At 37.1% G+C, this 11,715-nt stretch carries 14 protein-coding genes and 1 riboswitch; of the genes, 2 read left to right on the top strand and 12 right to left on the bottom strand.

Features of this window, described 5'->3' with window-relative positions:
* Positions 1-9: 9 nt before the first annotated feature.
* The 3 genes from ACVWNY_RS01035 to ACVWNY_RS01025 form a co-directional block, all read right to left on the bottom strand.
* The gene (locus tag ACVWNY_RS01035) at positions 10-225 is read right to left on the bottom strand and encodes a YdbC family protein (RefSeq protein WP_218326981.1); all 216 of its coding nucleotides are present in this window, start codon (positions 223-225) and stop codon (positions 10-12) included.
* A 24-nt stretch (positions 226-249) separates the two neighbouring features.
* Positions 250-1,746: a patatin-like phospholipase family protein gene (locus tag ACVWNY_RS01030; protein WP_454071556.1), complete on the bottom strand. Its 1,497-nt coding sequence runs from the start codon at positions 1,744-1,746 to the stop codon at positions 250-252.
* Between the two features lie 72 nt (positions 1,747-1,818).
* Positions 1,819-2,535 carry a class A sortase gene (locus ACVWNY_RS01025; protein ID WP_438718974.1) on the bottom strand — a complete coding sequence of 239 codons (717 nt, stop codon included), beginning with the start codon at positions 2,533-2,535 and terminating at the stop codon, positions 1,819-1,821.
* A 268-nt stretch (positions 2,536-2,803) separates the two neighbouring features.
* Between ACVWNY_RS01025 and ACVWNY_RS01020 the strand changes: the two genes are divergently transcribed.
* Positions 2,804-3,574, top strand: a complete 771-nt coding sequence (locus ACVWNY_RS01020) for a hypothetical protein (RefSeq protein WP_218326984.1) — start codon at positions 2,804-2,806, stop codon at positions 3,572-3,574.
* Between the two features lie 72 nt (positions 3,575-3,646).
* On the opposite strand, the gene thiT is transcribed toward ACVWNY_RS01020, so the two are convergent.
* From thiT to ACVWNY_RS01005, 3 genes are all read right to left on the bottom strand, one after another.
* Positions 3,647-4,234, bottom strand: coding sequence for an energy-coupled thiamine transporter ThiT (gene thiT / locus ACVWNY_RS01015; protein ID WP_438718975.1), 588 nt, complete (start codon positions 4,232-4,234; stop codon positions 3,647-3,649).
* 51 nt (positions 4,235-4,285) lie between these two features.
* Positions 4,286-4,384, bottom strand: a riboswitch (TPP riboswitch).
* Between the two features lie 62 nt (positions 4,385-4,446).
* Positions 4,447-4,803: an SAM domain-containing protein gene (locus ACVWNY_RS01010; protein WP_218326986.1), complete on the bottom strand. Its 357-nt coding sequence runs from the start codon at positions 4,801-4,803 to the stop codon at positions 4,447-4,449.
* 65 nt (positions 4,804-4,868) lie between these two features.
* Positions 4,869-5,330, bottom strand: a complete 462-nt coding sequence (locus ACVWNY_RS01005; RefSeq protein WP_218326987.1) for a low molecular weight protein-tyrosine-phosphatase — start codon at positions 5,328-5,330, stop codon at positions 4,869-4,871.
* A gap of 66 nt (positions 5,331-5,396) precedes the next feature.
* On the opposite strand from ACVWNY_RS01005, the gene ACVWNY_RS01000 reads away from it, so the two are divergent.
* On the top strand, positions 5,397-6,365 hold the full coding sequence (locus ACVWNY_RS01000) for a 2-hydroxyacid dehydrogenase family protein (protein WP_218326988.1): 969 nt from the start codon (positions 5,397-5,399) through the stop codon (positions 6,363-6,365).
* Positions 6,366-6,391: 26 nt separating this feature from the next.
* Here ACVWNY_RS01000 and ACVWNY_RS00995 read toward each other — a convergent pair whose 3' ends face one another.
* The 6 genes from ACVWNY_RS00995 to mutL all read right to left on the bottom strand — a co-directional run bounded on the left by ACVWNY_RS00995 (position 6,392) and on the right by mutL (position 11,704).
* Complete coding sequence (locus tag ACVWNY_RS00995) at positions 6,392-6,970, bottom strand: TetR/AcrR family transcriptional regulator (protein ID WP_218326989.1); 579 nt, start codon at positions 6,968-6,970, stop codon at positions 6,392-6,394.
* 12 nt (positions 6,971-6,982) lie between these two features.
* Positions 6,983-7,984: a Holliday junction branch migration DNA helicase RuvB gene (ruvB, locus tag ACVWNY_RS00990; protein ID WP_438718976.1), complete on the bottom strand. Its 1,002-nt coding sequence runs from the start codon at positions 7,982-7,984 to the stop codon at positions 6,983-6,985.
* Between the two features lie 18 nt (positions 7,985-8,002).
* Positions 8,003-8,590: a Holliday junction branch migration protein RuvA gene (gene ruvA / locus ACVWNY_RS00985; RefSeq protein ID WP_438718977.1), complete on the bottom strand. Its 588-nt coding sequence runs from the start codon at positions 8,588-8,590 to the stop codon at positions 8,003-8,005.
* An 88-nt stretch (positions 8,591-8,678) separates the two neighbouring features.
* Positions 8,679-9,107, bottom strand: coding sequence for a peptide-methionine (R)-S-oxide reductase MsrB (gene msrB, locus ACVWNY_RS00980; RefSeq protein WP_218326992.1), 429 nt, complete (start codon positions 9,105-9,107; stop codon positions 8,679-8,681).
* A 61-nt stretch (positions 9,108-9,168) separates the two neighbouring features.
* Positions 9,169-9,723 carry a Maf family protein gene (locus tag ACVWNY_RS00975; RefSeq protein ID WP_454071555.1) on the bottom strand — a complete coding sequence of 185 codons (555 nt, stop codon included), beginning with the start codon at positions 9,721-9,723 and terminating at the stop codon, positions 9,169-9,171.
* A gap of 16 nt (positions 9,724-9,739) precedes the next feature.
* Positions 9,740-11,704, bottom strand: a complete 1,965-nt coding sequence (mutL, locus tag ACVWNY_RS00970; RefSeq protein ID WP_454071554.1) for a DNA mismatch repair endonuclease MutL — start codon at positions 11,702-11,704, stop codon at positions 9,740-9,742.
* Positions 11,705-11,715: the final 11 nt, after the last annotated feature.

The raw sequence follows: 11,715 nt of genomic DNA, 5'->3' as shown, positions 1-11,715 counted from the left end.
GATAGCTCCTTACATTTTAGTTAACTGCTCTTTTAGTGCTTCGAATTCTTCATTGGATAAAGTAACTCCCTTACCCATTTTTTCATGATTTGGTGCCCAATCTCTTAAATCAAACTTCGGTGGTCGCCCATTCCAGCTAATTAAATTTAGCTCTTTACGCCAGCCTTTGGGATTTTCTGATAAAACCACAATTTCTTCTACAATTTCATAGCTAAAATCTGCCATGAGCATTCCTCCTCAAATAAAATTCTATAATTCTTCAATCATCAACGCGATCAATTGATAGCAATCAAAATAATTGGTTCTTTGGGCTCTGCCAAAATGCCAGCGCACCCGATCATTTAATTTTGCGCCAACTTCCAGTTGATTTTTAATCGCTTTTTTAAAGGTATCTATATCATACACTTTAACTGGATCAACTTGTAATCTGGCGGCTAAATATTCTAAAATAACCAGACTGATTTCTTCAATCTCGGTTGCCTCACCAAAAAAATCACTGACTTTTTTTTGCAGTTCATTCAGAGAAACAATTGGCAATTGCTGCTTGGCTTTTTTCAAAAAGTCGCGACTAGCTTTTACAAAGTCTGTTTCTAAAGTAAAACAATAACGTCGGCCTTTAAAATCACCTAAGCTTCGTTTTGCTTCTAAATAGCCTAGTTGCAAATTCTTTTGTGCCGTATTTTTTTGGAAGATTAAAAAATCACCTAAATTCCAATGACTTTTCAAACTGACATCGACAATCTCTTTTGAAAAAACCGGACGTTTGTTAAATCCTGGGCCTTTTACATCGATACTAATAAGCCTTGTAGCACCTAAAGAAACTGCCACATCCTGCGGAAGATTATTACGATAGCCACCATCAATATATTTATTGCCGTCAATTTCCGTTATAGCCATGACTGGAAAAAAACTAGAAGAAGCCAGCATCCACTGAATTTCTTGCTGTGGTTTATCTAACAAATTGACGATTGTTTCTTTAAACTGCGGAAGTTTGGTTGTCACAACATAAACAGGACATTTCAATGGTCCCTTGGCTAAGAATTTTTCCAACAGTTCTTTTAAAGGTGCTGTTGAGATCCCTCGTTGTTCCAATGACGCACTCACCAATTGCTGAATTTGTTTTCTTTGAGTCGCATAATCAATCTCTTCCGCTTTTTCAAAGGCTAACTCTAGGACTTGCTGAGTAGAAATTTGTTGCCATAATTTTTGTGCTGCTGAAAAATCCCCTTGCGCAATCAACGCGCCGTTCAAGGCACCAACTGACGTTCCCACAATAAAATCAAACTTGATTCTTTTTTCCAACAACGCTTGCCAAACACCTATTTGATAGGCTCCTCGGGCACCACCGCCCCCCAAAACTAAAGCCGTTTTATCAAACAGTTCTTTTTGATAGCTCCCATTAACAAAAGTATAATTATAGTTTTGCAGTAAATCTGTCACAACGATCTCTTCTGCTAGTTCCAATGAAATTTTTGAAATAAACTGTCTGCGAGCAGCTTGTTCAATCTGTTGCAACCCCTCACTAAGATTGAGATTGGCTAAAATTAAAATATTTTCAATTTTCCAGCTTTGAGCAGTTTGTTTTACCACTAGCCAAAGATCTTTATTAATAGCAAAGGCCTTCTCTTGTTTCACTGCGACTGAAAAAGCTTCCCGGCCTTTTTGATGAGAAGAAAAAAAAGGTAAAAGTAGTTTTGCTTCAGAAAAGCCAGCCATTATTAATTGCGAACCAAATACCTGCTTCATTTTTCTCCTCCTTTTTTAGTTAATTATAGCAAAAAAAATCAGAAATTTAGTTGGGCTAAATTTCCAATTTTTTTAGAAAGTTTTTTGTTCCATTTCAAATGCTCGCTTCATTTTTTTGGTAGCTTTTTTTATTGGAGTGGTTTTCTTTAAATCCCCTTGAACAATAATTCGAGTGACACCATTCATCTCACCACAAGTAATCAAAGTAATTTGTTTCTTGCCAGGTGTTGTCTCGATGTACTCTACTTGAGTTGGCTGAACTCGTACTTTCAGACTCACCTTATATGTATAAATCTTTTTTAAATCAGTAATATAAACGATATTTCCGGCTTCAACATTTTCCAACGGAGTAAACAATAAATCCTTCCGCGAAGCCCGGTGACTGGCTAACACATAATTGCCTTTTCCCATTTTTTGATCTTCGGCCAGCGTTCCCGCGCCATAAAGCAGCGCTTCATTAGATAAACCTTTGAAGATTGGCAAACTTATTCCAACGTTGGGTACGGCGATACCACCAATTACCGGCAAACGTTTATTACTTAGCTGCGCCCGCAAAACAGCTTCTGTACTAGCAGGTTCAACCGCATCAAAGTCAAAAGACGCATTAGCATTTTCATTTTTTCTTAGTTGGTCTTCATCGAGGTTGGAAATACCATAACGATCCCCGTTTAATTGAATTAAAAAATCTTTGATTTGATTATTAAAAATCAAAGCCAATCCAACAATAAATAATAAAACTAAAAAGCTATTTAATAGCCAATTTCGCTTTTTCTTCTTAGTTTTCGTCATTTTCCCACCTCATTTCGATTTAATCATAACATATTTTTTCAAGTTGTCCTATAGTCTACGACTTAAAATGAAAGCGATGTTTTATGAAAATATCATCGTTATCTTTTCAAAACAAGTAAGAATTTCACTAATTAATTCACACGGATTCAGCTCTTTTTTCTCTAATTTAAATATATTTGTAATGTAATTTTAAAATAAAAGTTACAAGCTTTTTTTTGATGCATGAGGTAAAATAAAATTAACGAAAGAAAAAGGAAGCGTGAAGAGTGTGGCTGAAATGTTATTTGTATATATTGATACAACCAGTAATGCTGTTTTTTCTAAAGGGCTCTCACCACAAGATTTTGTTGAAGGGATCGTCCACCAGCCGGAACATCTATTACTGTTAAATCCTGCAGCAAGCGCCGGCGAATTTGATTCTCACACCGGGTTAAAAATTATTAACGGTACTAATGCTGTCAGCAATTTTTTTAGTATCCGTCAATTGAATAGTCCCAGTGCAGCAAAATGGATTGATTTCACTGATCCAGCATTGCTAAAAGAATTATCTCCTTTAGAGATTTCTGAGTTGTTGTATTTTGGTCATATGAAGACCCACTTACATTCACCTTTTTTTTACAAACTTCAAAATAACTTTGTCTATTTTAATTTTGGTAACGATACAATGCGGGTTTATTATCGCTATTTAGATGAGTTCTATCGGATTTTGGCCAACAAGCTTAGTAAGATCGTTTTAGAAAAAAACAATTTTCGTAGAACACTTTTTGCTCGTGGTCCACAAGTTGCAAAATTGGATGGCGAAATTTTAAAACAACTTTATCCTTTCTTTCAAGAAGGAGCAATTTTTAATATTCCGCAAGAGCCAGTTGAAAACCAACAATTCCACATTCCGATTTACTTATCAGATGAAAAAGGCTGGCGCCGTAGTCAAATCAACTTACGGAAAGAACAAAAAGTAGCTGAATTAACTTATGATTTAAATAAAAAAATCTGGCATTTAGAGGTTGAAGATGATGATTTAGCCTTTTCATTCCACTAAAAACAATCTGGAAAAATATTTCTGGATTGTTTTTTTGCAGCAAAAAAACGCCATCTGATGGCGTTTTTCCAATTAATTAGTAGTTTTTTCTAATTTAGCTGCAGACTTTGGTAAAAATAATTGTGGTGTTTTTTTGGCAATGATGACAATGACGATGCTAGTAACCGTTCCTGTGGCAATAAAATTGATCCCGTTAGTGACGAAAGAAAATAGTACTGGTCCCATACCCCAAACAGCATAGCTGCCCCAAAAGACAACACCGGCAATAAAATGCCAAAAGAAACGGGCAAAACTTCCAGCAAAACTTCCTAAAATGACACTTCTTGTTACGCCACGACTATCTTCAGCAATTAAAGACTGTTTTAAAGAGTCTGAAAAAAGTCCCGCAAAGCCTGCAAAAGTAAAGGCAATCGGATATTCAATCAAGACTTGCGGTACGCTTAAGAAAAAAACATTCCCCATTGGAAAATGTAAAATCCCCCAAATGAATGCTGCGATTAAGCCAGCCTTCAAGCCTCTTCGTAAAGCGAAAATAGTTAATGGAATCATTCCTAACGAAACCGTTAAGCTACTACCAATGTTGGTTGGTACCATCGACAATAATAGTGATAATGCGGCAAAAATTGTAGCTTCCATCATAATTCTAGTTCTTTCATGCATAAAAAAACTCCTCCTTTTTTGAACATACAGCTCACAAAGGAGAAGCAACAGCTATTACTTCTTCACAATTCCTACGTTCGAATTACCGAAACAGGTTCTAGGGTTTAGAGTAGACTCAATCTCAGCCCGAAGGCTCCCCTTTGCGAAAGTATTATTCTATTTTGACAAATTCATTGTAACATAAGTTGAAAATTTCACCAATATTTTTACAATTAACGGGAAAAAGTTTTTTGATCATCACTGTCTAAACGAGTTGTCACTTTTTTTACATCTGCTAAATTCAACATTAATAATTGCTGATCAGTAGTTTTTAACATAAAAGTTTCTCCTCTAACATGGCTTGGCAGCCAGCCAGAAACAGTTCTAAATTTTTTATTCTTTTTAGGTGCTTCAATTTGTAAAATCACATAGCTTTTCTGCAGAGACGCTAACTGTAACTGACGAAAAATCGTCGAAGTTGCTTCAGCTGCCTGCTTCTTTTCCGCAGTGTCATTGACAAAATCTGAAATAAAACGCAACGGAGTGGCAGAAAGTTTTTTGAAAAAATTTTCTTTTTCGGATTTTTTCATCTAGTTAACCTCCTCTAAAAAGTTACGATTATTTTAACATGGATACTTATTTTTTTTCAAGATTTCTAAGCCTGATTAAAAAAACTTAACCAAGGCTTTAAACCTGCCGTAATCAATCCGTATGTCTCCTCAAAATCACCAGTGTACCATGGGTCTGGAATGCTTTGGCCTTGTTTTTCTGGCAAAATATCTAAATATAATAAAATTTCAGCTTTACTATCAGCTGGCGCCATTTCCTTTAAATCAGATAAATTTTCGTTATCCATTGCAATAATATAATCAAAGCGATCAAAATCAGTTAGTTTTATCTGACGAGCCACAATCCCTTTAGTTGAAATATTGTGTTGTTTTAATATTTTTTGTGTCCCACGATGCGGGGGATTTCCTACTTCCCAAGAACTGGTGGCAGCAGAATCAACTAAAAAATCAGCTTGCTGTCTTTCTTTCACAAAAGCATCACGAAAAATCGCTTCGGCCATTGGTGAACGACAAATATTTCCCATACAAACAAATAATATCTCTTGCATATCTTTCCTCCATTTTTTTATTTCGTGCTATCATGAAAGCAATTCAATCAAAGCGAGGTCCTTTTCATGAGTCAAATTTTTATTTCTGCAGAAATCCCAGTCGCCGGCTATCAAGTCCTCGATCAAGCCAAAGTTGACTATCGAGTTTTTCAAGGTGACGGTTTAATTTCAAAAAAAGAATTACTAGAAAATGTAGCTGATATTCAAGTTTTGATTACGCCACTTTCAACTACTGTTGATCAAGAAGTGATTGACGCGGCACCCCATCTAAAACTAATTGCTAACTACGGGGCTGGATTTAATAATATTGACAGTGCTTATTCTGCCACAAAAAATATTTACGTCACCAATACACCGCTAGTTTCTACTAACGCCACTTCTGAGTTAGCTGCTGGTTTAATTATCGCTTTATCCCGTAGAATTGTCGAAGGTGATGACTTGATGCGGCACGAAGGTTTTTCTGGTTGGGCACCTTTATTTTTCCGCGGTCATGAATTAGCTGGGAAAACTTTAGGCATCATTGGTATGGGACAAATTGGACAAGCTTTAGCTGAAAAAATGCTGGCTTTTGGCATGAACATTATTTATACCCAACGCCATCCATTAACTGATGCGCTTGAACAAAAATTACACGCCCGTTACGTCAGTCAATCTGAAGTGATTGAACAAGCAGATATTATTTCAATCCACGCACCGTTGACTGATCAAACACAACATTTATTCAACCAAGCTACTTTTGCGAAAATGAAAAATTCTGCCTTTTTGATTAACGCAGCCCGCGGGCCCATCGTTGATGAAGTAGCCTTAGTGGAGGCACTTAAACAAAATGAAATCGCCGGTGCTGCCTTAGACGTTTTTGAATTTGAACCAAAAGTTACCGAAGCTTTAAAGGATTTTAAAAATGTCATTTTGACTCCTCACATCGGCAATGCCAGCTTTGAAGCCCGTGATGCCATGGCAGAAATTGTGGTTCAAAATGCCCTAGGTGCTTTAAATAATCAACCCATTAAATATGTCGTCAATGACGTAAAATAATTGCCAAAAAAGTGATTAGGACTATCTTAATCACTTTTTTCTGTCTCTGATTGATACAATCGATAAGCAAAAAATTCAATATCTTTGGCGAAACGAAAAAGCTGGGCGGCAATTTCCATCGGTGTCGCCTGAACCTTTTTCAATAACCAATCAACTAAGATGCCCCCACAACCGTATGCTAGAAAACGCGAATAAAAATCTTTATCAGCTGCACTCAATTGGGCTTCATGATCGACGTCTTCAAACAAACGGACAAATAATCCTTGAGTCAAAGCGGTAAATTCTCGAACCAATACCTCAGAATCACTAGTAACAGTTTTAAAATAAAAAGTTTGATACTTTTCCATTGTTCGCAACATCTTTAAAACGGCCTCTTCCCAGTTGTCTAAAGATAAATCATCCGCTTGTAAATAATTTAACCCTGTCACAAAATAGCTATAATGCAATAAATCCTCTTTATCTTTGAAATGATAATAAAAGGTTTGTCGATTTAATCCCGTCGCTTGTGTAATATCTGAAATCGAAATTTTTGCAAAATCTTTTTTTTCGATCAGTGTAAGTAATGCTTGTGCTAATTTATCTTTGGTCTTTTTTCCTTCAATCATCCATTCACCTGCTTAGTTGGGATAAGGATAGTTAAAATGCTGATAGGCAAGTTCAGTCGCTACTCGACCACGAGGAGTCCGTTTGATAAAACCCTTTTGAATTAAGAAAGGCTCGTACATATCTTCTACCGTTTCTCGTTCTTCACCAATATTTACAGCAATCGTACTTAATCCCACTGGACCACCATGATAAAGTTCAATCATCGTTTTCAATAATTTTTGATCAACTAAATTTAAACCAGCTTTATCCACTTGTAGTAATTGCAACGCCTGATCAGCAATTTCTTGATCAATAACACTATCTGACTGAACCTCTGCGTAATCCCGAATTCTTTTCAACAAACGATTGGCAATTCGGGGAGTTCCCCGTGAGCGACGGGCAATTTCCACCGCACCGGTATCAACAATTTCCGTTTGAAAAATATCAGCTGAACGTAAAACGATTTCCCGCAAATCACTTTCCTGATAATATTCCATGTGACTGATAATCCCAAAACGATCTCGTAAGGGTGCAGATAACATACCTGCTCGCGTCGTAGCCCCTACTAATGTGAATGGCGGTAAAGGAAAATGCACTGGATGTGCCGTCGGACCTTGCCCTACCATGATGTCTACATAATAATCTTCCATAGCTGAATATAATGTTTCTTCTGCAATGCGAGGTAGCCGATGAATTTCATCAATAAATAAAACATCTCCAGGTTCCAATTCATTTAAAACCGCTACTAAATCCCCTGGACGCTCAATCGCAGGTCCACTAGTTGAACGGATTTGTACGCCCATCTCATTGGCAATCACCATCGCCATAGTCGTTTTACCTAAACCAGGAGGTCCATATAATAAAACATGATCTAATGCTTCTTCACGATTTTTAGCTGCTTCAATATAAATACTTAATTCTTGTTTGACTTTATCTTGGCCGATATATTGCGCCAAATACTGCGGACGCAAAGATTTTTCCAGACTTTTATCACCAGTTTCTAGCTCTGGGGAAACGATCCGTTCTTCTTCCACTACTGATCCTCCTGACAATTATTTTTTCATCATTAATTTCAATGCTTGTCGCAAGTACTCGTCTGTGCCAGAAAGTTCTTCTTTCTCTAAGACTTTTTGGACTTTGCCGATTTCTTTGGCAGAATAACCTAAAGCGGCCAGAGCTTCCATCGCTTCTTCCAAATCATTGCCAGTCATTTTCATAAACAGTTGGCTATCATTTAATAATTCAGCTAATTTGCCTTTTAAATCTAACACAATTTGATTGGCAGTTTTTTTACCGACGCCGGGGAATTTAGTTAAATAAGTAATATCCCCTGCTTCGACAGCGCCAATTAATCCTTGCTGATCATCATTTGCTAAAATAGCTAGCGCACTTTTCGGTCCAATGCCAGAAACGGAAACTAACCGTAAAAATAATTGTTTTTCTGCTAAATCTTCAAATCCATATAATAATTGCGCATCTTCCCGCACAATTTGTTGTAAATAAATCGTCACCACTTGTTCTAGCTTACCGGTATAGCGATAAGGATTGGCTAAATAAATGAGATAGCCTAAACCATTGACCTCTATTACAACATAGCTTGGTGTAATTGCAGTTAATTTTCCCGTAATATATTCGTACATGACTATTCCTTTCTGCACATATGTTCTCATTATTCTAGCACAAAAAATCATGAAAAGAAAAAAGCTGTGACCGCAGCCACAGCTTTCATTATTTGACGATATCTTTATATTCTCCGTAACCGGCTTTTTCCATTTCCTCCAATGGAATGAAACGTAAGGCTGCGGAATTAATGCAGTAACGTAATCCGCCTTGATCTTGGGGACCATCATTGAAGACATGCCCTAAATGCGAATCAGCATCTTTACTGCGGACTTCTACTCGGTGCATACCATGAGAGAAATCAGCTTTTTCTTTGACACCGCGTTTTTCAATTGGTTTTGAAAAGGCTGGCCAGCCACAACCAGCATCATATTTATCACTGGAAGAAAACAAGGCCTCACCACTAACGACATCTACGTAAATGCCTTTTTGATAAAAATCATCGTATTTACCAGTAAATGGTTGTTCAGTCGCACTTTCTTGAGTCACTGCGTATTCGATATCTGACAAATTTTTCTTTAATTCATCTTTATTCATTGCAATCCCTCCTTAGTGACACCAATCATAATCCTTTTTTAAAAAAAATCGAGTTATTTGCTTAGACCTCAAAATTTTTTAACATTTGATTTACTTCACCGACCGGAAAACCGACAATCGCATAATAATCGCCAGTAATTTTTTCAACGAACACGCCAGCTTCATGTTGAATGCCATAGCCCCCAGCTTTATCAATATAGTCATCCGTGTCTAAATAACGATATATTTCTCCATCCGTTAAAGGGAAAAACTTCACCTCGGCTTGCGTTAATTTTTCAGCCATTTGTTCACCTTGACGTAAAATTACTGAAGTATAAACTAAATGACTGCGATTACTTAACATTTTCAACATTTTATAAGTATCAATTCGATCTTTCGGCTTACCCAAAATAATGTCGTCCGCCACCACAACTGTATCACAAGCAATTACTAAATCTTCGGGATGCTCAGCAGCAATTGCGGCTGCTTTTTCTTGCGCCATCTTCATGACATATTCTTTTGGTCCGTATAAATCTTTAACGTCTTCATCGATATCCGCTGGTTGAACTGAAAAATCCGAAACTAGCCAACGTAATAATTCTTGGCGACGTGGAGACTGTGAAGCTAAAATAATCATAAGTTTTCCATCCTTTTTAATGGGGATCTTGAATTCGTTTAAACATATGCTCCATATCTGTATTACTAAAATGAATCAACACTGGACGACCGTGGGGACAATTAAAAGGATTTTCACATTCTGCTAAATCTCTTAATAGAACTCGCGCTTGTTCTGGATTTAGATGGTGATTGGCTTTAATTGAACGTTTACAGCTCATCATAATCGCTGTTGCTTCACGGAATTTTTTTACACTGACACTACCAGTAATCAGCAACATATCGATCATCTCACGAATAATACTTTCTTCTTGTCCGGCAGGATACCAAGTGGGATGTGCTCGCACAATAAAACTATTAGCGCCAAATTCTTCCAAATAAATTCCAACATCTTGTAATAATTCCAACTGTTCCTTTAATTTAATTGCATCACTGTTAGGATAATCTAAAACAAACGGAACCAATAATTCTTGTAAATCATTGCTGACATCACCTATTTCTTCACGGAAGTATTCATACTTGATTCGTTCTTGTGCTGCATGCTGATCGACAATGTATAACCCATCCCGACTTTGTGCAAATAAATAGGTACCATGCATCTGACCAAAATACTCTAACATCGGAAAACGTTCAGTTGGTACTTCTTTATCTAATTTTGTCATTGCTTGTTCGACTAATTTTTCACCAGCCGCTGTACTTAAATCAAATTCAGGATGCTCAAAATTTTCTTCCACTTCAATCTCAGCTTCAGAAAAATCAGTTGACTCATTTACTGGTACCGGTTCATCTGTTGTTTCAAAGACTGGCGTTTTTTCTGGTGCAATTGTCGTTGTTTCTTCAACAGTGACTTTCGGTTGTTCCTGCTCCACATAAAAAATGCCGGTAGTCGGATCAAAACTAAGATCGCTTTTCTTTTTTTCACTCGGTTTTTCCAGCGGCAAGTTTATTTGTTCCGTTTGAATTTGTTCGACTTTTCGTTTAAAGGTCGCATTTTCTGCCACATCAGGGATTAAATTAATCTCTCGTAAAGCTTCCGCGATGCTTTGAATGATCAGTGCTGTTAGTTCTGTTTCTTTTGACAAACGAACTTCTTGTTTTGTTGGGTGCACATTGACATCCACTAACAGCGGATCCATCTCAATTTCAATCACGGCAATCGGAAAACGGCCCACCATTAATTTAGATTGATAACCACTGACAATCGCTTTATTTAATAGGAAATTTTTAATGTAGCGACCATTAATCATGACCGACAAATAATTGCGGCTTGCTCGCGTGACTTCTGGTAAAGAAATATAACCATTCAGTTTAAAATCCAAATCTTCAGCTTTAATCGGGATCATTTTTTTTGCAGTTGCTACTCCATAAATACCGGCAATTGTCTGTTTCAAATCTCCTTGACCACTTGTCGTCAACATTTTATGACCATCATGAACTAAACGAAAGGCAATTTGCGGATGACTCAGTGCCATCCGGTTCACAATATCACCAATATTTGATAATTCTGTTTGTAAGCTTTTGACGTATTTCAAACGGGCTGGTGTATTGTAAAACAAATTTTCCACAGTAATTTTGGTACCCGTTCGCGTAGCAGTTGGACGTTCTTCTTCAATTTTACCGCCTCGTAAAAAGATATACGAGCCCACTGTTTCATCTGCCGTTGCTGTTTCTAAGGTTAATTCAGAAACAGAAGCAATCGAAGGTAAGGCTTCTCCGCGAAAACCTAATGATCGAATTCGAAACAAATCATCACGACTATGAATTTTACTGGTGGCATGACGTTTAAAGGCATTTTTTACATCCTCTTGCGGAATACCTTCACCATTATCGGTAATTTGAATTTTTTTCAATCCGGCTTCTTCCAACAACAAATCAATTTGTGTAGCTCCAGCATCAATCGCATTTTCAATTAATTCTTTTACTACTGAGGCTGGGCGTTCCACCACTTCCCCGGCGGCGATTTGATTGGCTAGTTGTTCTGAGAGTTCTTGAATTTTTGCCATGAAAACCCTCC

The organism is Enterococcus sp. JNUCC 77 (genome assembly GCF_054819945.1).
The sequence above is the reverse complement of the archived record's forward strand: the minus strand, read 5'-3'. Positions and strand labels throughout refer to the sequence as shown.

Bases quoted from the DNA above. Each gene is read 5' to 3' on its own strand.
- ACVWNY_RS01035 (WP_218326981.1), bottom strand. From the start codon at position 225: ATGGCAGATTTTAGCTATGAAATTGTAGAAGAAATTGTGGTTTTATCA.
- ACVWNY_RS01030 (WP_454071556.1), bottom strand. From the start codon at position 1,746: ATGAAGCAGGTATTTGGTTCGCAATTAATAATGGCTGGCTTTTCTGAA.
- ACVWNY_RS01025 (WP_438718974.1), bottom strand. From the start codon at position 2,535: ATGACGAAAACTAAGAAGAAAAAGCGAAATTGGCTATTAAATAGCTTT.
- thiT (WP_438718975.1), bottom strand. From the start codon at position 4,234: ATGCATGAAAGAACTAGAATTATGATGGAAGCTACAATTTTTGCCGCA.
- ACVWNY_RS01010 (WP_218326986.1), bottom strand. From the start codon at position 4,803: ATGAAAAAATCCGAAAAAGAAAATTTTTTCAAAAAACTTTCTGCCACT.
- ACVWNY_RS01005 (WP_218326987.1), bottom strand. From the start codon at position 5,330: ATGCAAGAGATATTATTTGTTTGTATGGGAAATATTTGTCGTTCACCA.
- ACVWNY_RS01000 (WP_218326988.1), top strand. From the start codon at position 5,397: ATGAGTCAAATTTTTATTTCTGCAGAAATCCCAGTCGCCGGCTATCAA.
- ACVWNY_RS00995 (WP_218326989.1), bottom strand. From the start codon at position 6,970: ATGATTGAAGGAAAAAAGACCAAAGATAAATTAGCACAAGCATTACTT.
- ruvA (WP_438718977.1), bottom strand. From the start codon at position 8,590: ATGTACGAATATATTACGGGAAAATTAACTGCAATTACACCAAGCTAT.
- msrB (WP_218326992.1), bottom strand. From the start codon at position 9,107: ATGAATAAAGATGAATTAAAGAAAAATTTGTCAGATATCGAATACGCA.
- ACVWNY_RS00975 (WP_454071555.1), bottom strand. From the start codon at position 9,723: ATGATTATTTTAGCTTCACAGTCTCCACGTCGCCAAGAATTATTACGT.
- mutL (WP_454071554.1), bottom strand. From the start codon at position 11,704: ATGGCAAAAATTCAAGAACTCTCAGAACAACTAGCCAATCAAATCGCC.